Origin of the sequence: Pseudomonas algeriensis (assembly GCF_048847255.1) — a bacterium.
In the GTDB taxonomy this organism is placed as follows: domain Bacteria; phylum Pseudomonadota; class Gammaproteobacteria; order Pseudomonadales; family Pseudomonadaceae; genus Aquipseudomonas.
In genome coordinates this window covers 351602-373629 of sequence record NZ_JBKKRK010000004.1, presented here as the reverse complement: position 1 = coordinate 373629, position 22028 = coordinate 351602, and the positions used below count along the sequence as shown (strand labels likewise).

21 protein-coding genes are annotated in these 22028 nt (G+C 61.5%); 13 read left to right on the top strand and 8 right to left on the bottom strand.

The genetic code is table 11. From position 1 onward, the window contains the following. Positions 1–31: 31 nt before the first annotated feature. The 4 genes from ACLK1G_RS09135 (at position 32) to ACLK1G_RS09120 (ending at position 3873) form a co-directional block, all read left to right on the top strand. Positions 32–1162, top strand: a complete 1131-nt coding sequence (locus tag ACLK1G_RS09135) for a uroporphyrinogen-III C-methyltransferase (RefSeq protein ID WP_420765176.1) — start codon at positions 32–34, stop codon at positions 1160–1162. Continuing rightward, positions 1159–2406, top strand: a complete 1248-nt coding sequence (locus tag ACLK1G_RS09130; RefSeq protein ID WP_420765138.1) for a heme biosynthesis protein HemY — start codon at positions 1159–1161, stop codon at positions 2404–2406. The genes ACLK1G_RS09135 and ACLK1G_RS09130 overlap by 4 nt, the downstream gene beginning before the upstream one ends. Before the next feature lie 287 nt (positions 2407–2693). Further along, on the top strand, positions 2694–3236 hold the full coding sequence (locus ACLK1G_RS09125) for a disulfide bond formation protein B (protein ID WP_420765137.1): 543 nt from the start codon (positions 2694–2696) through the stop codon (positions 3234–3236). Between the two features lie 178 nt (positions 3237–3414). Further along, positions 3415–3873 carry an Rsd/AlgQ family anti-sigma factor gene (locus tag ACLK1G_RS09120; protein ID WP_039590209.1) on the top strand — a complete coding sequence of 153 codons (459 nt, stop codon included), beginning with the start codon at positions 3415–3417 and terminating at the stop codon, positions 3871–3873. 57 nt (positions 3874–3930) lie between these two features. Here ACLK1G_RS09120 and ACLK1G_RS09115 read toward each other — a convergent pair whose 3' ends face one another. Beyond that, positions 3931–4596, bottom strand: a complete 666-nt coding sequence (locus ACLK1G_RS09115; RefSeq protein WP_420765136.1) for an FKBP-type peptidyl-prolyl cis-trans isomerase — start codon at positions 4594–4596, stop codon at positions 3931–3933. Between the two features lie 193 nt (positions 4597–4789). On the opposite strand from ACLK1G_RS09115, the gene ACLK1G_RS09110 reads away from it, so the two are divergent. After that, complete coding sequence (locus tag ACLK1G_RS09110) at positions 4790–5923, top strand: AlgP family protein (protein WP_420765135.1); 1134 nt, start codon at positions 4790–4792, stop codon at positions 5921–5923. Here the strand turns inward: ACLK1G_RS09110 and ACLK1G_RS09105 are convergent. Next, positions 5920–6384: a TIGR02444 family protein gene (locus ACLK1G_RS09105; protein WP_420765134.1), complete on the bottom strand. Its 465-nt coding sequence runs from the start codon at positions 6382–6384 to the stop codon at positions 5920–5922. The genes ACLK1G_RS09110 and ACLK1G_RS09105 overlap by 4 nt on opposite strands. Before the next feature lie 50 nt (positions 6385–6434). Between ACLK1G_RS09105 and ACLK1G_RS09100 the strand changes: the two genes are divergently transcribed. The 3 genes from ACLK1G_RS09100 to rhtB all read left to right on the top strand — a co-directional run bounded on the left by ACLK1G_RS09100 (position 6435) and on the right by rhtB (position 9657). Then, positions 6435–8345: an ATP-binding cassette domain-containing protein gene (locus tag ACLK1G_RS09100; RefSeq protein ID WP_420765133.1), complete on the top strand. Its 1911-nt coding sequence runs from the start codon at positions 6435–6437 to the stop codon at positions 8343–8345. Further along, positions 8345–8926 carry a mechanosensitive ion channel domain-containing protein gene (locus tag ACLK1G_RS09095; protein WP_420765132.1) on the top strand — a complete coding sequence of 194 codons (582 nt, stop codon included), beginning with the start codon at positions 8345–8347 and terminating at the stop codon, positions 8924–8926. The genes ACLK1G_RS09100 and ACLK1G_RS09095 overlap by 1 nt, the downstream gene beginning before the upstream one ends. 98 nt (positions 8927–9024) lie before the next feature. Next, positions 9025–9657, top strand: coding sequence for a homoserine/homoserine lactone efflux protein (gene rhtB / locus ACLK1G_RS09090; protein ID WP_420765131.1), 633 nt, complete (start codon positions 9025–9027; stop codon positions 9655–9657). A 57-nt stretch (positions 9658–9714) separates the two neighbouring features. On the opposite strand, the gene ACLK1G_RS09085 is transcribed toward rhtB, so the two are convergent. The 4 genes from ACLK1G_RS09085 to ACLK1G_RS09070 all read right to left on the bottom strand — a co-directional run bounded on the left by ACLK1G_RS09085 (position 9715) and on the right by ACLK1G_RS09070 (position 12928). Continuing rightward, entirely contained in the window at positions 9715–10458 is a 744-nt protein-coding gene (locus ACLK1G_RS09085) for a penicillin-binding protein activator LpoB (protein ID WP_420765130.1), read from the bottom strand. Between the two features lie 3 nt (positions 10459–10461). Then, positions 10462–11049: a penicillin-binding protein activator LpoB gene (gene lpoB, locus ACLK1G_RS09080; protein ID WP_030138155.1), complete on the bottom strand. Its 588-nt coding sequence runs from the start codon at positions 11047–11049 to the stop codon at positions 10462–10464. Positions 11050–11143: 94 nt separating this feature from the next. Next, positions 11144–11515: a DUF1425 domain-containing protein gene (locus ACLK1G_RS09075; protein WP_420765129.1), complete on the bottom strand. Its 372-nt coding sequence runs from the start codon at positions 11513–11515 to the stop codon at positions 11144–11146. 18 nt (positions 11516–11533) lie between these two features. Continuing rightward, entirely contained in the window at positions 11534–12928 is a 1395-nt protein-coding gene (locus ACLK1G_RS09070) for a COG3014 family protein (RefSeq protein WP_420765128.1), read from the bottom strand. Positions 12929–13241: 313 nt separating this feature from the next. Between ACLK1G_RS09070 and ACLK1G_RS09065 the strand changes: the two genes are divergently transcribed. Next, entirely contained in the window at positions 13242–15140 is a 1899-nt protein-coding gene (locus tag ACLK1G_RS09065) for an FTR1 family protein (RefSeq protein WP_420765127.1), read from the top strand. A gap of 113 nt (positions 15141–15253) precedes the next feature. Beyond that, on the top strand, positions 15254–15709 hold the full coding sequence (locus ACLK1G_RS09060; protein WP_420765126.1) for a YaiI/YqxD family protein: 456 nt from the start codon (positions 15254–15256) through the stop codon (positions 15707–15709). A 35-nt stretch (positions 15710–15744) separates the two neighbouring features. On the opposite strand, the gene elbB is transcribed toward ACLK1G_RS09060, so the two are convergent. Then, positions 15745–16413, bottom strand: a complete 669-nt coding sequence (elbB, locus tag ACLK1G_RS09055; RefSeq protein ID WP_420765125.1) for an isoprenoid biosynthesis glyoxalase ElbB — start codon at positions 16411–16413, stop codon at positions 15745–15747. Between the two features lie 125 nt (positions 16414–16538). Between elbB and ACLK1G_RS09050 the strand changes: the two genes are divergently transcribed. Beyond that, positions 16539–17771: a sterol desaturase family protein gene (locus ACLK1G_RS09050; protein WP_420765124.1), complete on the top strand. Its 1233-nt coding sequence runs from the start codon at positions 16539–16541 to the stop codon at positions 17769–17771. On the opposite strand, the gene ACLK1G_RS09045 is transcribed toward ACLK1G_RS09050, so the two are convergent. Next, positions 17755–18375 carry a DedA family protein gene (locus ACLK1G_RS09045; RefSeq protein WP_420765123.1) on the bottom strand — a complete coding sequence of 207 codons (621 nt, stop codon included), beginning with the start codon at positions 18373–18375 and terminating at the stop codon, positions 17755–17757. The genes ACLK1G_RS09050 and ACLK1G_RS09045 overlap by 17 nt on opposite strands. A gap of 206 nt (positions 18376–18581) precedes the next feature. On the opposite strand from ACLK1G_RS09045, the gene hemB reads away from it, so the two are divergent. Continuing rightward, positions 18582–19595 carry a porphobilinogen synthase gene (hemB, locus tag ACLK1G_RS09040; RefSeq protein WP_420765122.1) on the top strand — a complete coding sequence of 338 codons (1014 nt, stop codon included), beginning with the start codon at positions 18582–18584 and terminating at the stop codon, positions 19593–19595. Positions 19596–19612: 17 nt separating this feature from the next. Then, complete coding sequence (ppk1, locus tag ACLK1G_RS09035) at positions 19613–21829, top strand: polyphosphate kinase 1 (protein WP_420765121.1); 2217 nt, start codon at positions 19613–19615, stop codon at positions 21827–21829. The last annotated feature ends 199 nt before the right edge of the window (positions 21830–22028 follow it).

The following is a 22028-nucleotide window of genomic DNA, read 5'->3' as shown; positions in this document are numbered from 1 at the left end:
CGTGCCGTTTTCTAATGCAAAGGATGGATACGTGAGCGAAACAGCCTTGCCAAAAGATCAAGATCAGCCAGCGGTCGAAGCTCCGACTGACCCGTCGGTGCCGGTGGCGCCGCGTCGCGGTAACGGGCTTGCGATTGTCGCGTTATTGTTGGGCGCTGCCGGCGTGGCCGTGGGCGGATGGGGTATCTGGCAAGTGCGTCACCTGCAAGCCAATACCCAGCAGCAGGCCGCTCAGGTCCAGGCACTCAACGACCAGGCCCAGAACCTCAAGCTCAACGAGCAGCGGCTTAGCGAACGCCTGGAGCAGTTGCCTCCAGCTCAAGAGCTGGAAGAGCGGCGACGTCAGGTCGCCCAGTTGCAAGGCGACCAGCAGCGCCTGAACCAGCGCCTGGAAACCGTGCTTGGTTCCAGCCGCAAGGACTGGCGCCTGGCCGAAGCCGAGCACCTGTTGCGCCTGGCCAGCCTGCGACTTTCCGCCCTGCAAGACATCAACAGTGCCCAGGCCCTTGTGCAGGGTGCCGATGAAATCCTTCGCGAGCAAAACGATCCCGGGTCCTTCGCTGCCCGCGAACAGCTGGCTAAGACCCTCGCTGCGTTGCGCAGCACAGAGCAGCCGGATCGCACCGGCCTGTTCCTCCAGTTGGGCGCCCTGCGTGACCAGGTCTTGCAGTTGTCGGAAATCGCTCCCGAATACAAGGACCGCGGTGAATCCCTGCTGGGGCTGACCGCCGATGGCGACGGCGCCAGCCAGTGGTCGCAGTGGTGGGATCGTATTTCGCGCTACATCCGCATCGATTTCAATGCCGATGAAAATGTCCGTCCGCTCCTCGCCGGCCAGAGCCTGATGCAGGTGCGCCTGGCCTTGAGCCTGGCCCTGGAGCAGGCGCAATGGGCCGCCCTCAACGGCCAGGCGCCGGTGTACACCCAGGCACTGGCCGAAGCCCGTGACGTCCTCAAGAACAATTTCAACCAGGACAACCCGCAAAGCAAAATCATGCTGGAACGAGTCGTTGAGCTGGGCAAGATGCCGGTGACGGTGGTCACGCCAGACCTGACCGGCACGCTCAGCGCCGTCCAGGCCTATCTTGAACGCCGCAACGTGAACGCCGAAGAATCGGTCAAGCCGTTGCCCAAGGCAGGTGAGCAGGAGGCCACGCCATGAAGCGCCTCTACGTGATTCTGTTCGTGGTCATCGCCGTTGCCGCTGTGCTGGGCGTGGCGATTGCCGAGCATTCGGGTTACGTGTTGGTGGCGTACAAGAACTTCCGCTACGAGGCCGGGTTGTGGGTCACGCTGGCATTGATCGCGGTGCTTTGGTTGCTGTGGCGAGGTGTCACCGCGCTGATTGGGCTGGTGACCACCTCGACCGGCGTGGTCAACCCGTGGTCGCGGCGCAACCGCAGTCGTCGAATCCAGGTTGCAATCGAGCACGGACAGTTGGACCTGGCAGAGGGACGCTGGGCCAGCGCCCAACGGCACTTGCATCGTGCCGCCGAAGCCGAGCGGCAGCCGTTGCTGTATTACCTCGGCGCCGCTCGCGCTGCCAACGAGCAGGGCCTTTATGATCAGAGCGATAGCTTGCTGGAGCGCGCCTTGGAGCGTCAGCCCCAGGCGGAGCTGGCTATCGCGCTGACTCACGCCCAGTTGCAGATGGACCGTGGCGACACAGACGGTGCATTGACTACCCTGCAAGCCATGCACGAACGCTACCCCCATAACACCCAGGCCTTGCGTCAGCTGCAACGCTTGCACCAGCAGCGGGGGGATTGGCCGGCGGTGATCCGGTTGCTGCCCGAGTTGCGCAAGGACAAGGTCCTGCCTGCCGCTGAACTGGCAGAACTGGAGCGCCGGGCCTGGGGCGAAAACCTCACCCTGGCAGCCCACCGCGAGGCCGATGGCAGTGTCGGCCTGCAATCGCTTGATCGCGCGTGGCAGCAACTGACTTCCGCCCAGCGCCAGGAACCGGCACTGGTATTGGCCTACGCCGAGCAGCTTCGGCAGCTGGGTGCCCAGGTAGAGGCGGAAGAGGTGCTGCGCGCTGCGCTCAAGCGCAACTACGACAGCCACCTGGCGCGCCTGTATGGCCTGGTTCGTGGCGCGGATTCGAGCCGGCAACTGCAGGTGGCTGAAGGCTGGCTCAAGGATCATCCGAATGATCCGAGCCTGCTCCTGACGCTCGGGCGCCTGTGCCTGCAGAACAGCCTGTGGGGCAAGGCAAGGGATTATCTGGAAAGCAGCCTGCGCATGCAGCGCAACCCCGAAGCTTGCGCCGAGTTGGCGCGGCTGCTGGCGCAGTTGGGGGATGCCGAGCGAAGCAACCAGCTGTTCCAGGAGGGGTTGGGGTTGCTGGATGAGCGCTTGCTTGCGGCGCCGCTGCCGGTTTCGCCTCAAGTCCTGTCAACTTGAGGCGGGACGAAGACTCTTTGAGGTGGGTATGAACCGCAGGGAAGGGAGAGCACACTCTCTCGCCACGGCGTCGTGCCCATCCTGAGGCAAACGGTGGCGAATCCCGGCCCGGTTTTTGGAGGTCTGACCAAGCGCTCAGCGAAGTCCTACAGCACACTGAGCTGAATCCTCTTTGGCCTGTCGGGAATTCCCTACACCTCTGGTGAAGTGTCTGCGCGGGGCTGCCTTGAAAGGCCCAGGGGCTTTCCTCTACCGTTACAGCTTGTCTCTTCTGTTACGGATCCGCCATGTCTCTGGCCAGCTCACGCTTCTTGTTTCTCATGGCTTCCATCGCTGCTGCCCTGGCTATGGGCGTCGCCAGTTATCTGGAATACGCGGTTGGCCTGTCCCCTTGCAGCCTGTGTATCTTGCAGCGGCTGTGCCTGATGCTCTTCCTGGTGAATTGTCTCGTGGCGTGCGTGCATGGCCCAACCCGCAAGGGCTGCATCGCCTATGCAGCGATGGGGGCTGCCTTTGCATCGGCAGGGTTGGCGTTGGCTTGGCGCAATGTACTGGTGCAAAGCGAGTCACATGAGCTGCTGCCTGACTGCGTGGCCCAATTGCCGGAGGTGGACTCGTGGTGGAGTGCCGCGCATCGCGTCGCCAATGGTGCCCCCGACTGTGCGAGTGTCACCTGGACGCTGTTCGACCTGAGCATCCCCGAATGGAGCCTGCTGTTCTTCCTCGCCGTTGCTGTCTCGATGACTTACCTGCTGTTGCGCCTGGTCTGGGATGCCCTGGTACGGCCGCTCGGCGGCGAGACGTCGCAGTTGGTCCGGGCGCTGGATTAAACACTTGTATGAACTTTCTCTCCTGCGTACCTTGAAGCAGTTGTCGCGCGGGCATAATCTGGCCCGCACGTATCATTGGAATCATGCCACTCGATCATGTTGTGTCTGGCTTGCTCCTGATCATTCAGGCGGGTGTTTCAGACGGCGAGGGGCGTGACTCAGAAGGGAAGAAATCACCATGCTCGAAAGTTGTCAGAATGCTCAGGAACGCTGGGGTGGGGTGCATCTGCTGATCGACCGCTGGTTGCAGGAGCGTCACGAACTGGTTCGAGCCTATGATGCTCTTGGCGACAAGCCTGAAGCACTGAGTGAAAGCCGCAAGCCCTTGCAAGAGTTCTGTGGTGTGCTGGTGGACTATGTGTCCGCGGGTCATTTCGAGATCTACGAGCAACTCACGGGCGAGGCCAAGGCCTTCAATGACAAGCGCGGCCTGGAACTGGCCGACACGATTTACCCGCGCATCGATGTCATCACCGAGAAGCTGCTGGCCTTCAACGACCTGTGCGATGAAGGCAAATGCGTGGCGGAAAAATTCAAGGAACTTGGCGGCTTGTTGCACGAGCGTTTCGAGCTGGAAGACTGCCTGATCGAAGTGCTGCACAACGCCCACAAGGAAGAAGCTGCGGTCCAGGCTTGAGATCATCTTCGGGACAGAAAACGGTGCGCATTGCGTGCCGTTTTTCTTTTCAGGGCGTCAAGTCGTCGCGCCCAGCAGTTCAATTTCAAATACCAGGGGCGTGAAAGGTGGAATAACGTCTCCGGCACCTTCGGCGCCATAGGCCAGGGCTGAAGGAATCACCAACCGCCACTTCGCGCCTACGGGCATCTGCGGTAATGCACTGCGCCAGCCATCGATCACGCTATCAAGATTGAACCACTGTGCCTGATGGTTGGAATCGAACACCGTGCCGTCCGGCAGACGACCGACATACAACACTTGGACCTTGCCGTGGGGGCCGGCTTTCGTGCCACTGCCTGGCTTGAGTTCGGTCAACAGGATGCCGTCCGGCAATTGCTGGACGCCTGGCCGGCCTTTTTCCTCGTTGAGAAACTTCTGCTCGGTCTTCAGCGCCACTTGGTCTTGCGGCGTCGCCGATTGCGCCGTCAACTGCGCCTGGTGTTCGGCCAGGATCCTTTCGATGCGTTCATCGTCCAACGCCAGCGGCTTGCCAAGATAGGCCTGTTGCAGGCCTTCGACCAAGGCTTGTATCTGCAGGTCGGGTACGTCTTGGCGCAGGCGTTCCCCCAGGCTCGCGCCAAGACTGTAGGCCAGCTCCCGGGCTTCGTTTGCGTTGGGTTTTTCTGTGGCTTGGGCCACTGGGAAAATCATGCAAAGAAGTAAAAAAAGATGACGCGACATGTGTACTTTCTCCGGCCTCGATTCGAGGGATTATGCCAGTGCCGCAAACAGTAAAAGTGAATTGCCCAGGCGCCGGCGCAGAAGATTTCTTGTGCCGTGCAACGCAACGCCTTGTGTAGTGTCAACATGCCCTAGCGGCGGTTGCAGCAGAGGTCTAGTATGAGCCGCTCTCACGTCAGTCAGGAGGTAAACCATGTCGGCCACTAAGAAGCCTGTAAACACTCCGTTGCACTTGCTCCAACAACTGTCGGGCAGCTTGCTCGAGCATCTGGAAAATGCCTGCTCCCAAGCCCTGGCTGATGCTGAAAAACTACTCGCCAAGCTGGAAAAACAACGCGGCAAGGCGCAGGAAAAACTTCACAAGTCGCGCACCAAACTGCAAGACGCGGCAACCGCTGGCAAAGCCAAGGCACAAGCCAAGGCCAAGGATGCCGTGAAGGAACTCGAGAACCTGCTCGATGCCCTGAAGGATCGTCAATCCGAAACCCGCGCCTACATCCTGCAACTCAAGCGTGACGCCCAGGAGAGCCTGAAGCTGGCCCAAGGCGTGGGTCGTGTCCAGGAAGCCGCAGGCAAGGCGCTGACGCTTCGCGCGGCCAAGCCTGCCGCTGTATCGGCCAAGAAGCCAGCGGCTAAACCTGTCGCGGCAAAAACTCCAACAAAAGTGGCCGCCAAGCCAGTGACCAAGGTAGGGGCAAAGGCAGCCAGCAAACCAGTGGCCAAACCTGCCGTGAAAAAACCGGTTGCTGCCAGCGCGGCGAAACCCGTTGCGAAAAAATCGGCCGCCAAAGCTGCCGCCAAGCCTGCCGTAAAAGCAGCCGCTGCCAAACCTGTCGCCGCTAAGCCTGCTGCCAAAGTGGCTGCCAAGCCCGCTGCGAAGACCGCTGCCGCCAAGCCTGCGGCAACGAAAGCCACCGCTGCCAAACCGGCTGTGAAAGCGGTCGCCAAACCCGCTGCGAAGCCGGCTGCCAAGCCAACTGCGACCAAGGCCACTGCTGCCAAACCTGCTGCGGCCAAACCTGCTGCGAAATCCGCGGCCAAGCCAGTCGCCGCCAAGGCGCCTGCCAAAGCTGCGGCTAAGCCTGCGGCTAAACCGGCTGCAGCCAAACCAGCGAGCGCCGCTGCCGCCAAGCCTGCCGCGAAGCCGGCCGTGAAAAAGCCAGCCGCCGCCAAGCCAGCCGCTGCAAAACCGGCAACCGCTCCGGCTGCCAAACCTGCTGCGCCAGCTCCGGCGGCGACCCCCGCGCCAACGGCTGGTACGCCAGCACCGGCACTGAACCCGAGTGTAGCCACCGCCCCAAGCCCCACTCCAACCCGCGTTTCCTAAATGTCGGAAACCGCGACGCGCAGCTGATGCAGCGCGTCGTGGTTGGCTTGGCCGGCATTTGCCGCAAGCCTTTGCAGCCACTGCGCTGAATCCAAGGATTGTCCCGTTGGCCAGTCCTTGACCGTTGCCTCCAGCCGCTCAAGCAATAGCCGTTCGGCTTCCAGTTCCAGTTTCTTGACCTGTTCGCGCAAGCCACCCAGCCCTGGATCCTGAAGGGCAAGGTTTTTCCATTGGGTGCGTAACTTGCGCAACGGTTGCACGACGGTCGAGTCCCAAGGTCCGGCCAGATGCTTAAGCTGCTGCAGCTTTTGCTCATCACAGCTCACGCCGCGTTGTTCCAACCACAGCCCACAGAGCAGCAGGCACACGTTCGCGCCACCTGTCTGTAGTGCCAGGCACGCGGATTCCACACCAGGCTTGGCGTAGAGGTTGATCGAAAAGCTCCACAGATCAGACGACATCGTGCTACTCGCGCCAGTTGCGGGCGAAGCTGGTAGACTCCGCCGCCATTATGATTCGACTTCAGAACCTGACTTTACAGCGTGGTCCGCAACGTCTGCTAGAAGACGCCGAGCTGACCCTGCACGCCGGCCACAAAGCCGGCCTCATCGGTGCCAACGGCGCCGGCAAATCGAGCCTGTTCGCCTTGTTGCGCGGCGAGTTGCACCCGGACTCCGGCAATTGCTTGCTGCCCGCCGATTGGCGCATCGCCCATATGCGTCAGGAGGTCGACACCCTCGAACGCCTGGCGGTGGATTATGTGCTCGATGGCGACCTGCGCCTGCGTCAGGTCCAGCGCGACCTCGCCGCAGCCGAAGCCGCCCATGACGGCGCCGCCCAAGCTCGCCTGCACGCGGAGCTCGACAGCGCCGACGGTTATACCGCCGACGCCCGGGCTCGTAAATTGCTCGCCGGGCTGGGCTTTACCAATGAACAGATGGACCGTCAGGTCGGTGATTTCTCCGGGGGTTGGCGGATGCGCCTGAACCTGGCGCAAGCCCTGATGTGCCCGTCGGACTTGCTGTTGCTCGACGAACCGACCAACCACTTGGACCTCGACGCCATCATCTGGCTCGAAGACTGGCTCAAGAGCTACCCGGGCACGTTGTTGCTGATTTCCCACGATCGGGATTTCCTTGACGCCGTGGTGGATCACGTGGCCCATGTCGATCAGCGCAAGCTCACCTTGTATCGCGGCGGCTACAGCGCCTTCGAGCGTGCCCGCGCCGAGCGCCTGGCCCAGCAACAGCAAGCCTACGAGAAACAGCAGGCGCAGCGCGCGCACATGGAAAGCTACATCGCTCGCTTCAAGGCCCAAGCCACCAAGGCTCGCCAGGCGCAGAGCCGGATCAAGGCCCTGGAGCGGATGGAAGAGCTGTCGGCGGCCCATGTCGATTCGCCATTCGATTTTGTTTTCCGTGAGTCGTCGAAGATCTCCAGCCCGTTGATTGACCTGTCGGATGCACGACTGGGCTATGGCGAAAAAACCGTGCTGGAGAAGGTCAAGTTGCAACTGACCCCCGGCGCGCGGATCGGTCTGTTGGGGCCTAACGGCGCCGGTAAATCGACCCTGATCAAAAACCTTTCCGGTGAGCTCCAGCCCCTGGCCGGGCGCCTGACGCGCGGTGAAAACACCGTGGTCGGCTACTTTGCCCAGCACCAGCTGGATTCCCTCGATGCCAAGGCCAGCCCGCTGCTGCACTTGCAGCGCCTGGCGCCAACCGAGCGTGAGCAGACACTCAGGGACTTCCTCGGTGGTTTCGATTTCCGCGGGGCGCGCATCGACGAGCCGGTGCTGAATTTCTCCGGCGGCGAAAAAGCCCGCCTGGCCCTGGCGTTGATCGCCTGGGGGCGGCCGAACCTGCTGTTGCTCGACGAACCGACCAACCACCTGGACCTGGAGATGCGCCTGGCCCTGACCATGGCCTTGCAGGAATTCAGCGGCGCGGTGCTGGTGGTTTCCCACGACCGGCACTTGCTCAAGAGCACCACGGACAACTTTTATCTGGTCGCGGACGGTAAAGTCGAAGAGTTCGACGGCGACCTTGAAGACTATGCGCGCTGGCTGGTGGATTATCGCCAGCGCAACGCACCGGTCAGCAGCGCGCCGGTCAACCCGGACAAAACCGACAAGAAAGCCCAACGCCAGGCCGCCGCGGCGTTGCGCCAGCAACTGGCGCCGCACAAGCGCGAAGCCGACAAGCTCGAAGGCGAGCTGGGCAAGCTGCATGAAAAGCTGCAAAAAATCGAAACCAGCCTCGGGGACAGTGGTCTCTACGAGGCGGCACGCAAGGACGAGCTGCGTGATCTGCTGGCCGAACAGGCCAAGCTGAAGGTTCGGGAAGCGGAACTTGAGGAGGCGTGGATGCAAGCCCTGGAGTTGCTGGAAAACCTGCAAGCGGAGCTGGAGGCGTTGTCCTGATGGAAGCGTTGTCCTTGCCCATACCGGTCCTGTGGATCGAGCCGATCTGGCTCGGTGTGCAAATCCTGCTGATCCTGTTGGTAGGTTATGTTGCCCAGCGGTTCGTGGCGCGCTTCCTCACGGGGCTCGGCGAGCGCTATCCATTGCCGACCCAGCTGATGATCATCCTGCGCGGCGTGCTGCGCTGGTTGATCATGGGCAGCGCAGTGCTGGTGGCGCTGGAGCGCCTCGGTGTCTCGGCCACGGTGCTCTGGACCGCGCTGTCGGGGTTCGTTGCCGTTGCGGCGGTCGCGTTCTTTGCCATCTGGAGCGTATTGTCGAATTTGCTGTGTGCCATCCTGATCTACACCGTCGGCCCGTTCCGCCTGGGCGACGTAGTCGAGCTGGTGGAAGCCACCGACAAGCCAGGCATCAAGGGGCGGGTGGTGGCGATCAATCTGCTCTACACCACGTTGATCGAACCCGAGGAACTCGGCACCGGCAGTTCCATGGTTCAGGTGCCCAATAGCCTGTTTTTCCAACGGTCGGTGCGGCGCTGGCGCGGCAGCGAGGCGTTTCCGGTCGGCGGTTTCGTCGAATAACCCGACACCTACCCTGGCGACCCCTGAAAAAAAGAATGGCCACCGGCCCGGCGGCGCATTAGCTTAGTCGTTTCGATGGATCTGAGCCGAGGTGTGCAATGTTGCTGGAAACGTGGCTGGCGTTTTTCGCCGCTTGCTGGGTCATCAGTCTTTCGCCGGGCGCCGGTGCCATTGCATCGATGTCCAGTGGCTTGCAATACGGCTTCTGGCGCGGTTATTGGAACGCCTTGGGCCTGCAATTGGGCCTGGCGCTGCAAATCGCAATTGTCGCGGCAGGCGTGGGCGCGATCCTCACCGCGTCGGCAACCGCCTTCTATGCAATCAAGTGGTTCGGCGTGGCGTACCTGGTCTACCTGGGCGTCAAGCAGTGGCGGGCCGTCCCCGGCGACCTCAGCGACGACGCGGCGGTGCGCCCCATCGGCAAGCCCTTGGCGCTGGTGTTTCGCGGCTTTCTGGTCAACATCAGCAACCCCAAGGCCCTGGTGTTCATGCTCGCCGTGCTGCCACAGTTCATCGATCCCCATGCACCTTTGGTCAAGCAATACCTGATCCTTGGCGTGACGATGATTTGCGTCGATCTGATTGTCATGGCCGGGTACACCGGACTGGCGTCAAAGGTGTTGCGCCTGTTGCGTACCCCTAAGCAGCAACGGCGGATGAACCGGACCTTTGCCGGATTGTTCATTGGCGCGGCGGGTTTGCTGGCGACGATCCGCAAGGCTGCGGTGTAAACCAATGGGGTGAGGGGAGCCATCCCCTCACCACAAAATCAGTTACCTGACTGAAAATCAGCGCAGGATCACTGGCGCCGTGTCCCTCGGCAGATTGTTGCGCTGCACAGGTTCGCCGGCTTGCTCCTGGATCGGGCCGCCGAGCTGTTCGCTCAACTGCCGTGCCACATCTTCTCCCAGCGCCTTGGACACTTCACGCACGACCCGCGGACGATTGAGGCTGATGCGCACGTCTCGGTGGTTCAGAAGCTTGGTGTCCTGGCCTTCGCCCATGGCGGTGAAGGCCGAGGTGATCTCAAAGGTCTTGGTGTTGATCAGGCTGAAATCCGCCACCAACGTCAGGGCCAGCACCGCCGAGTAGCTGTCGGCAGTGCCAAGTTCATTGATGTCGCGGGTGAAGTCGATGTCCGACACAGTGCCGAACAGCACGTAGTCGGCCCCCTTGAAGTTCCCCGCCTTGATACGCTTGATCACGTCGTATACGTCGCCCTTGGACGACGCGGTATACGGCGTACCCTGCACCAGCTGGAACATGCCGCTGCGCAGCATCTCGCCCTTGATATCACCGGTGAACTTGCGCAGCTCACCCTGCTCGATGTAACTGCTGGTGGCCTCCATTTCGTCGTAGCTCGACGACGCGCTGGCGCTGTACGGGCTCGCCTGGAAGTTGCTTTGGGCCGAAACCGTGTGGATGTATTCCTCGACGCGTTCTTGGTACGCCAGATCCGTCACCGCGACTTTTGGGGCCGCTTGCGCAGTGAATGCGCAAGCCAGGGCCATCATTGCGATCCATGTGCGCATGGCTTAACGCTCCGTGGTCTTGCGGATTTCTTTTTCGTCCATCCATTCGGCCAGGCCGCTTTCGACGTCGATCAGTTGCAGGCTGAACTTGTAGAACACGTCCTTGTAATCTTCGCTGCGCTTGACGATCGAGCTGATGGAGCCCTCGATACGATATTTGGCGGCGATCATGTTGCCGGTCTTGGCCACGGTGCTCTTTTTGTACAGGCCGCTCTGGTTCTGCAACTTCAGCTGGTCGACCTGGCTGTCCATGGCGTTGTTGTCGCTGGCGAAGCGCGCCGCGCCAGTCTTCATGAGTTGGGTCTTGATGCTGGTGGTGATTTCCCGGGTATCGATGTACTCGCTGGTCTTGTTCTTCACGTCATAGACCTGGACCACTGGGCGACCCTGCAGCACGCCGGACTGGGCGAGGGAGCGGGTCATGGATTCGGCGATCATTTGCAGATCGGTGGAGCCGAATTCGTTGGTGACGGTTTCCACGGCCTTGGTGTCGCCATAGCTGATGTTCTTGTTGCCCAGGACCGGTGAGTTGTTCGCACAGCCGCTGACGAGCAGGGCGGCGAGGGCAAGGGAGGAAATGCGTAGGAACATAGGGGTTGCTCTCGAAAGCTGAAATAAAGGGATCAGGCATCACTCGGGGGCTGGTGTGGGAGCGAGCAAGCTCGTTCCCACAGGTTTCAGCACCTCACGGGGTGTTGATTTCCAGTCGGAAATCCACCGCCTTGGGTGTCGGTGCGATGGCCGGCAGGAAGCGGGTCTGTTCGCCGTACAGCGTCAGGCTTTTCCAGCTTTCTTCCTCGGCGATGGGGAAGCCTTCCGGTCCCAGCCAGGCGAAGCGGTAATACATATTCTTGTTGTTGAAACTGGTGTTGCTCAGCTGCACATTGACGGTCATGTAGCCGTTTTCCCGAGCGACGCGCATGGCGCCCACTACGATGTTCTTGGTCTTGCCCATTGCCACGACCTTGCTGGCGGCGCTGCCCGGCTCCGGTGGCGGTGGGGTGGCGCAGCCGGCCAGCAAGGCCAGGGCGCCGACGGCGATCAGTTTTAAACGCATGTGAACAAGACTCCGTTCTTAAGGTTGCTTGAGGGCGATGGCGGTGGGATTGGCACTCGGGATTACCTGGGCCGCCAGGCCGCCGGCGAACACCTGGTTGCCCACCGCCCGCAGGGTGATGACCTGGTAACGCTGATCGACCTTGACCTTCACCACCGAACCGCCGAACACGCTTGGCAAGGTGACCTGGTGCTCGCCTTTTTTCAGGCGCAGGCGCACCACCTGGGTGTAATCCGGCAGGGTGCGCCAGGTCCGGGTGTCGGCCCCTTCAAGCACGGCCGAGGTAATGCCCACGGCCAGGCCGGCCAGGGGATTGGTTTCGTTGATCTGCTTTTGCGCCACGCCACGGCTCACTGCGCGTACGGTGGTACGCAGGATGATTCCCGGCATGTCATCGCGCAGGGCGCGGCGCGACATGGCCGTGGTGCTGTTGAGTGAGGTCAGGTCCAGTTGCCGGCCGTCGACGCCGATCTGGGCGAAGGTGGCGGTGGACGTGTCCGGCTTGATCAGCGGGAATGACAACGGCGTGATAACCACGTTGCCGCTGATGGGCAGGGGCAGCGGGATACGGATCGAATCCCGGGAGGGCGCCAGCCCGCTCTGCACCACGATCAGGATATCGCTGTCGTCGTCCTTGGCGGCGGGCTTGTCGAGATTGAGCAGCGCCTGCTCCAGCAATGGGGTATTGGGGCGCAGTTCGGCGGCTTTACGGTAACCCGGCGCGGCCAGGTCTTTTTCGCCCAACGCCTCGTACACGAAGCCCGCCAGGTAATGGCTGAACGCGCTCTGGTAACTGTTTTTCAGGCTGACCACTTCCGGTGCGTCCAGGCTGGCAACCGGGTAACCCTTGAGGTCCTTGTATTCGGTCTGGACTCCTTGCTTTTCGGCGTCCTCTTCACGCTTGAGATATTCCTTGTCCCGCAGGTCGGCAATCACCGCTTCGCGCTCGTGGGTCTTTTTGATCTGCATCCGTGCGCCGTCGAAGTCATTCACCGCCAGCAGGTTCAAGGCCATCTGCGTGGTGAGCATGACCTTCTCATAGTCATAACCCTCGTAGCGCCGGACCTTGTCGTTGACCAGGAAGCTGCCGAACTGCGCCAGGTACTTGGCGGTGTCGAGCTTGACCGCGTCTTCCCATTGGCCAACCTGCTGGTCTGCGCTGCCCCAGGCCGCCTGGCTGCCGGAGAGGTCACCCTTGGCCCGCAGCAACTCGCCCTTCTCGAAGAAATACAGCAGGTCTTTATCTTGGCTGGAGTTGTTCTTCTCCAGCAGGGCCAGCGCCGCGTCGACATTGCCGGAGGCCAATTGCTGATTGGTCTGGGCCAATTCACTGTCGTAGTTGCGAAAGGCCGAGCAGCCGGACAGCAGAGTGATCGCGCAGAGGGCGACCGGAAAACAGGCACGGGATGCCATGAACACTTCTTCCCTGAATATCAGCCAGGTGTGCGGGTCGGGCTGGGGCGATCCACGAACGGGGCACTGGAGCGCCGTCGGTTCCTCATGGACAGAGGAGCTCTTATGCCTTCAACAAATAAGATGGCGGCGCATTATAAACAGGAGGATTGACCGCGTAGTGGCTTTTTAATCGCCAAATGATGTTTTTGTGATGTCACTTCCAAACCATGAAGATCCGATGAAAATGTGCGTGGAAAACACATCGGTACTTGAGTCAAGCGCATTGGAAGTGAACAATATGTTACTTCTTATTTCCAACCGAGAGTCATTCATGCCTGCCCCGTTTCGTTTCCTGGCTTGGCTAGCGCTGCCGTTGTTGGCGCTGTGCAGCGCCGATCTGCTGGCCGATACCACTGAAGGCGCTCCCCAGGCCTTGCACCTGCTTGATTACATCGGGGCGGATTACCCAGCGACTGTCGAAGCGGGAAAAGTCATCGACGATTCGGAATACCGCGAGCAACTGGAGTTCACCCAAGTGTTGGAGGGGTTGATTGCTGCGCTGCCGGCCAAGCCGGAAAAGGCTGAGTTGACCCAAGGCATCGGCACGTTGCGCGGGGCTATCACCGAACGCCGGGACGGCGACGACGTCGCCCGCCTGGCTCGGCAGTTGGGGGCAAGGCTGGCGGTGGCGTACGAAGTCAGCCAAGCGCCGATCATTACCCCGGATCCGGCGCGCGGTGCGCCGTTGTACGCGCAGAATTGCTCGGTTTGCCATGGTGACACCGGTGCTGGCGATGGTCCGGCCGGCGTCGGCCTGGAGCCGCCACCGGCGAACCTGCGGGATGGCCAGCGCCTGGATCGCCTGAGCCTCTACGCGATCTACAACACCCTGGGCATGGGCGTCGAGGGCACGGACATGCCAGCTTTCGCCGACCAGCTCGACGACCGCCAGCGCTGGGACCTGGCAACTTACATTGCCAGCTTCAGCGCCGACCCGGCCGCGACAAAAAGCGAGCTGACCTACAACCTGGCCGATCTGGCCCGCCAGACTCCGGCCGAAATCCTGGCTGCCCAAGGGCCCGCGGCAGCAGCGACGTTTCGCGCCCAACGTGCCCAGCCGCCGCAAGTGCAGCGCGGCCCGGCGCAGTTGCTCGACTACACCGCCACGACGTTGGACAAAAGCATCGCGGCGTATCGCGCCGGTGATCATGACCAGGCCTACGACCTTTCGGTCGCGGCTTACCTGGAAGGCTTCGAGCTGGTGGAGAGTTCGCTCGATAACGTCGACGCCAATGTGCGCAAGGACACCGAAAAGGCGTTGATGGCTTTCCGTCAGTCTTTACAGGATGGCTTGCCAGTGGACCAGGCCCAACAACGCCTGGACGCGGCGAAGGCCAAGTTGAAGGAATCCGCCGGCCTGTTGGGTGGCGATGGCTTGAGCTGGTCGTTGAGCTACATCTCCGGCTTGCTGATCCTGTTGCGCGAGGGGTTGGAAGCGATCCTGGTGCTCGCGGCTATCCTGGCATTCTTGCGCAACACCGGCCAGCAGTCGGCGGTTCGCAGCGTCAACATCGGCTGGGGGCTGGCATTGCTCGCCGGTCTGGCGACGTGGGGGCTGGCCGCCTATGTGATCGACGTCAGCGGCGCCCAGCGTGAGTTGCTCGAAGGCGCCACCGCGTTGTTCGCCAGCGTGATGGTGTTGTGGCTGGGTGTCTGGATGCATGACCGGCGTCACGCAGCGGCCTGGCAGGACTACATCAAAAGCAGCCTGGTGGGCGGCGGTGGCCGTTTCGGATTCGCGATCCTGGCGTTTTTCTCGGTCTATCGCGAATTGTTCGAAGTGATCCTGTTCTACGAGACCCTGTGGCTGCAGGCCGGTCCCGCTGGTCATGACGCCGTATTGGCTGGCGGCGCGACGGCGCTGGTGTTGCTGGTCGGGTTGGCCTGGGTGATCTTGCGGGGCTCTGCGAAACTGCCCCTGACGCTGTTCTTCAGCATCAACGCCGCGTTGCTTTGTGCGCTGTCGGTGGTGTTCGCTGGCCATGGCGTGAAGGCGCTGCAGGAAGCCGGGATATTCGGCACGCGGCCGGTGGCATTCTTCGAGTTCGACTGGCTGGGCATTCATGCCGATGCTTATTCGCTGACCGCCCAGGTGGTGGCGATCCTGGCGATCGTCGTACTGTACGGGCGCAGTTGGGTGGCGGAGAAGCGTCGGGTCCAGGTTTCCTGAACGGCCGCATTCGCTGCGCTCATAATCGCGAGCAAGCTCGCTCCCACAGGATGTAGGCTGTCTCTGTGGGAGCGAGCTTGCTCGCGATGCTTTTTAGATAGAGGAAACCACTTATGCGCGTATGGATCGACGCTGACGCCTGCCCCAAGGCCGCGAAGGAACTGGTGGTCAAGTTCGCCTTGAAGCGCCAATTCGAAGTGGTGCTGGTCGCTGGGCAGCCGCAAATAAAGCCGGGCCTGGCCCTGGTCAAGCTGATCGTGGTGCCAAGCGGTCCTGATGCGGCGGATGACTACCTGGTGGAGCACGCCGTCCCGGGTGAGTTGGTCATCTGCAGCGACGTGCCGCTGGCGGACCGCCTGGTCAAGAAGGGCGTCGCCGCCCTCGATCCGAGGGGCAAGGAATTCGACGCGCAGAACATGGGCGATCGACTGGCGGTGCGCAACCTGTTTACCGACTTGCGTGAGCAGGGCCATGTGGGCGGCGGCCCGGCGGCGTACAGCGAGCGGGACAAGCAGGGTTTCGCCAATGCGCTGGATCGGATATTGACGCGGTTGGCTCGCTTGTCCTGATGCTGGCCCCCTCCCACAGGAAAGAGGAAATGGGGTCAGGCGTCGTTCTCGTGGGTCAATTCCAACACCCGGTCCACCAGCTTGTTGATCCCCGAAGCCGCCTCGCTGATGTTCTTCGCCAGCATATAGGCGGGTGTGCTGACGAGTTTGCGCGCAGTGTCCTCGACGATATCGGTGACCAGGCATTCTTCATGGGTGCCGCCCATCTTGGTCACGGCAGCGGCGGTATCGGCATCCGTGCCGATGGTGCACGTCACGCCGGGGCCGTAGATTTTCGCCGCCAGGGCCGGTGAGATGCACATCAGCCCCACGGGTTTCCCTGCTTCGGCGAAAGCCTCGGTGAGCGCCAGGACGTCCGGCTGCACGACGCAACCGGCCCCTTCGACAGCGAAGTTGGAAAGGTTTTTCGCCGAGCCGAAACCACCGGGCACGATCAGCGCGTCAAAGTCCTCGGCCTTGGCTTCGCGCAGGTCTTTCACATCGCCTCGGGCAATGCGCGCCGACTCCACCAGCACGTTGCGGCTTTCGGGCATTTCCTCGCCAGTCAGATGGTTGATGACATGCAGCTGGGCAATGTTCGGGGCGAAACATTGGACGTGTGCGCCACGCTGGTCGAGACGCAGCAAGGTAATCACGCTTTCGTGAATCTCCGCGCCGTCGTACACGCCACAGCCGGAAAGGATCACTGCAACTTTTTTGCTCATGGGCTTTTTCTCCAGATTCATGGCGTTAAATGTCTACTAATTTGTCACTCGTTGCCATAGGGGTCTCGGGCAGCTACACCTAATCTGCCGACTATCTTCCTTGCCTTGCCTGCCCGGGTCGCATCATGAATTTCATTCTGTATGCCGTGCCGTTTTTCTTCGTGTTGATCGCCGTCGAGTTGCTCGCCGATCGTTGGCGCGGCGTGAGCCATTATCGGCTGGCGGACGCCATCAACAGCCTGAGTACCGGCGTGCTGTCGACCACCACCGGGCTGCTGACCAAAGGTGTCGGCTTGGTCACCTATGCCTTTGCACTGGAGCACCTGGCAATCTTCCAACTGCCGGCTGACCAGGCCTGGACCTGGGTGGCTGCCTTCGTCTTCTATGATTTCTGCTACTACTGGCTGCACCGCATGGGCCATGAACGCAATATCCTCTGGGCCGCTCATTCGGTGCATCACCAGAGCGAGGATTACAACCTCTCCACCGCCTTGCGCCAGACCAGCACAGGCTTTCTGCTGAGCTGGATTTTCTATCTGCCGCTGGCGATCCTGGGCGTGCCGCTGGTGGTGTTCGTCAGTGTCGCGGCGCTGAACCTGCTGTATCAGTTCTGGGTCCACACCCAACACATTCCAAAGCTCGGCTGGCTGGAATGGTGCTTCGTCACGCCGTCCAATCATCGTGCCCACCATGCGCAGAACCCTCTCTACATGGATCGCAACTACGGCGGCGTGTTCATTATTTGGGACCGTCTGTTTGGCACCTTCCAGGAAGAGGACGAGGATGAGCCGGTGGTGTTTGGCGTGACTACGCCGCTGGCGAGCTGGAATCCGTTGTGGGCGAACGTGCAGTTCTATGGGCAGCTCTGGGCTGATGCCCGACGGGCCGAGCGTTGGTGGGACAAGCTGCGGATCTGGTTCATGCCCACCGGTTGGCGCCCGGCCGATGTGGCCGCCAGATACCCGCTGAACAAGCCTGACCTGTCCCAATTCCGCAAATTCGAAGTACCGCTGGACGCACGCCAGCGGTGGTATGTGGCGCTGCAGTTCTGTATCTACATCGCCTTGGGCAGCTATCTGATGAACCTTGAAAACAGCCTGCCGGTTGCCGCCCTGGTATTGGGCTGGGGGGCGATTGCGTTGGGGCTGTTTGCCTTGGGCGTGGCCCTTGAGAATCGCCCTTGGGCGCTGAAGCTGGAGTTGCTGCGGCTGGCGGCGAACCTGCCGCTGGTAGGGTTGGCGCCGGTGGCAGGGTTGTGGCCAGCGAGCCCGGTGGCTTGGGTGGGGTTGTTGAGCTACAGCCTGGTCAGTGGCATCGGGCTTTACTGCTGTCGCAACCGACTCACTCGCCTGGCGTAGATTCGCTGGCCCTGGCTTGTTCCTGTCGCTCGGTCTCGAGATTTTTCCTGGCCAGCCGGGCATTTTTGATGCGACGGCGCAGCCACAGGCCCAAGCCCAGCAACAGCAGGGCGCCGAGTACCCACAGTTCGTATTTCTTGATACTGCCCAGCATGCCTTCGAGCACCGCGCCAAAGTGATACGCGGCGGCAGCTAGCGCCGTGGCCCAGATCGCCGCACCGATACCGTTGAGCAACAGATAGCGGCCCGGTGGATAGCCTGACAAGCCGATCGCCACTGGCATCACGGTGCGCAGGCCATACACGAAGCGGAAGCTCAGGACCCAGATGTCCGGATGCCGGCGGATGTGCTCCAGCGCCCGATCACCCATCAACTGCCAACGCGGTTTGCGCGCCAGCAGCTTGCGACCGTGCTTGCGCCCCAGGAAATACCACAGCTGGTCACCGGCGTAGCTGCCGCAAAACGCCACGACGACCACCAGGTTGATGTCCATGTAGCCACGGAACGCCAGGAAACCTGCGAGCACGAGGATGGTTTCACCTTCGAAGAACGTGCCGATGAACAGGGCCAGGTAGCCGAAGTCGTGGAGAAATTGTTGGAGCATTGTCTGGGTGCTGGCGAAATGAACGCGCAGCCTAACCCTTCAGGCACATTCAGGAAAGTATCGAAATGTGTCTCGACGTGAACATTTCCTACAGAAGACAATGACTGCGACTACCGGTCACGCTTTAGCACAACTGTCATGTGTTCGTCATAATGGCCGCTTATAACTGTCACGCTCGCCCGTTTTTGCGGGCTCAGGAGTCTGCCGTGAGCTTTACCCCCGCCAACCGTCTGTTTCCCGCCACTCGCCTGCGTCGCAATCGCCGGGATGAGTTTTCTCGTCGGCTCGTGCGCGAAAACGTGCTGACCACCGACGACCTGATCCTGCCGGTGTTCGTGCTGGACGGCGAGAATCGCCGTGAGGCGGTGGCCTCGATGCCAGGCGTGGAGCGCCTGACTATCGACCTGTTGCTGGAAGCGGCGGCCGAGTGGGTCGAGCTGGGTATCCCGGCGTTGGCACTGTTTCCTGTCACGCCGCCGGGCCTGAAATCCCTGGATGCCGCCGAAGCCTGGAACCCCGAGGGCATTGCACAGCGCGCGACCCGTGCCCTGCGCGCACGTTTCCCGGAGCTGGGGGTGATTACCGACGTGGCGCTGGACCCGTTCACCACCCACGGGCAGGACGGCATTCTCGACGAAGAAGGCTATGTGCAGAACGACATCACCGTCGATGCGCTGGTCAGGCAGGCGCTGTCCCACGCCGAGGCCGGTGCCCAGGTGGTGGCGCCGTCGGACATGATGGACGGCCGGATCCAGGCAATCCGCGAAGCCTTGGAAGTGGCCGGGCATGTCAATGTGCGCATCATGGCCTACTCGGCCAAGTACGCCAGCGCCTATTACGGTCCGTTCCGCGACGCGGTCGGCTCGGCCCTGAACCTGGGCAAGGCCAACAAGGCCTCCTATCAGATGGACCCGGCCAATGCCCACGAAGCCCTGCACGAAGTGGCTGCCGACTTGTCAGAAGGGGCAGACATGGTCATGGTCAAGCCGGGGATGCCTTACCTCGACATTCTCTGTCGGGTAAAGGATGAATTCAAAGTGCCGACCTTTGTTTATCAGGTCAGCGGCGAGTATGCGATGCACATGGCGGCGATCCAGAACGGCTGGCTGAGCGAAGGGGTGATTCTCGAATCCCTGACCGCTTTCAAGCGCGCGGGTGCTGATGGCATCCTGACGTACTTTGCCGTGCGCGCCGCCCAATTGTTACGAGAGCAGAAATAGCCTCCCAGGAACTTGCGATGAATACCGAAGGACTCACAGAAGTTGCCGTAAAAGACGCTCAGCCCGTGGTCGAGCCAGTCGCCGAAACGCCAGCGGAGCTGGAACCGGCCCCCGCTGCCGCGCCCGAGCCGGCCCCAGCGCCGGCGATCGCGGTGCCCAATCTGGATGACAGCAGCCTGTACATCCATCGTGAGCTGTCGCAACTGCAATTCAACATCCGCGTCCTTGAACAGGCGCTGGATGAGTCCTACCCACTGCTGGAGCGGCTGAAATTCCTGCTGATCTTCTCCAGCAACCTGGACGAGTTCTTCGAGATTCGCGTCGCCGGGCTGAAAAAGCAGATCACCTTCGCCCGCGAGCAGGCCGGTGCCGACGGCCTGCAACCGCACCAGGCCCTGGCGCGCATCAGCGAACTGGTGCACGGTCATGTCGATCGCCAGTACGCGATCCTCAACGACATCCTGTTGCCGGAGCTGGAAAAGCACCAGGTGCGCTTCATCCGTCGCCGCTATTGGACCACCAAGCTCAAGACCTGGGTACGCCGTTACTTCCGTGACGAAATCGCTCCGATCATCACCCCGATCGGCCTCGACCCGACTCACCCGTTCCCATTGCTGGTGAACAAGAGCCTGAACTTCATCGTCGAGCTGGAAGGCATCGACGCCTTTGGCCGTGATTCCGGCCTGGCGATCATCCCGGCGCCACGCCTGCTGCCGCGGATCATCCGCGTGCCGGAAGACGTCGGCGGCCCGGGCGACAACTATGTGTTCCTGTCGTCGATGATCCACGCCCACGCCGATGACCTGTTCCAGGGCATGAAGGTGAAGGGCTGCTACCAATTCCGCCTGACCCGCAACGCCGACCTGTCGGTGGACACCGAGGATGTAGAAGACCTGGCCCGCGCCCTGCGCGGCGAGTTGTTCTCCCGTCGCTATGGCGATGCGGTGCGCCTGGAAGTGGCCGATACCTGTCCGAAACACCTGTCCGACTACCTGCTCAAGCAGTTCAACCTGCATGAGACCGAGCTGTACCAGGTCAATGGTCCGGTGAACCTGACGCGGCTGTTCAGCATCACCGGCCTGGACAGCCATCCGGAGCTGCAATATTCGCCGTTTACACCGCAGATCCCGAAACTGCTGCAAAACAGCGAAAACATTTTCAGTGTCGTCAGCAAGCAGGACATCCTGCTGTTGCACCCCTTCGAGTCGTTCACCCCGGTGGTCGACTTGCTGCGCCAGGCCGCCAAGGATCCACATGTCCTGGCGGTGCGCCAGACGCTGTACCGCAGTGGCGCCAACTCCGAGATCGTCGATGCCCTGGTGGACGCGGCGCGAAACGGCAAGGAGGTCACGGCGGTGATCGAATTGCGCGCGCGCTTCGATGAAGAGTCCAACCTGCAACTGGCCAGCCGTCTGCAAGCGGCCGGTGCGGTGGTGATTTACGGCGTGGTGGGCTTCAAGACCCACGCCAAGATGATGCTCATCCTGCGGCGCGAGGCTGGCGAGATCGTGCGCTACGCTCACTTGGGCACCGGCAACTACCACGCGGCCAACGCCCGCCTGTACACCGACTACAGCTTGCTGACGTCCGACGACGCCTTGTGTGAAGACGTCGGCAAGTTGTTCAGCCAGTTGATCGGCATGGGCAAGACGTTGCGGATGAAGAAGCTGCTGCATGCACCGTTCACCCTCAAGAAGGGCATGCTCGACATGATCGCCCGGGAAACCCAGTTCGCCCTGGACGGCAAGCCTGCGCACATCATCGCCAAGTTCAACTCGTTGACCGATCCGAAAGTCATCCGTGCGTTGTACAAGGCCAGCCAGTCGGGCGTGCGCATCGACCTGGTGGTGCGTGGCATGTGCTGCCTGCGGCCGGGTATCCCGGGGGTGTCCCATAACATCCACGTGCGCTCGATCATCGGGCGTTTCCTGGAGCACACGCGGGTGTTCTATTTCCTTAATGGTGGCGAGGAGCAGATGTTTCTTTCCAGTGCCGACTGGATGGAGCGCAACCTCGACAAGCGCGTCGAGACCTGCTTCCCGGTGGAAGGCAAGAAGCTGATCCTGCGGGTCAAGAAAGAGCTGGAGAGTTACCTCACCGACAACACTCACAGCTGGAGCTTGCAGTCGGACGGTCGCTACATCCGCAACACACCGACCGGCAACCAGAACCCGCGCAGCGCCCAGGCGACGTTGCTGGAGCGCTTGAGCAGCCCGGTGTTGGCGGTTAGTTAAGGTCTGCGGCGAGGGACGGCTCCCCCTGTGGCGAGGGAGCTTGCTGTGGCGAGGGGATTTATCCCCGTTGGGCTGCGCAGCAGCCCTAAAGCCTGCAGCGCGGTTTGTCAGATCCACTGAGTCCGGACTTCCAGGGGCTGCTTTGCAGCCCAGCGGGGATAAATCCCCTCGCCACAAGAGATTTGTGTTGTTGCTGGAC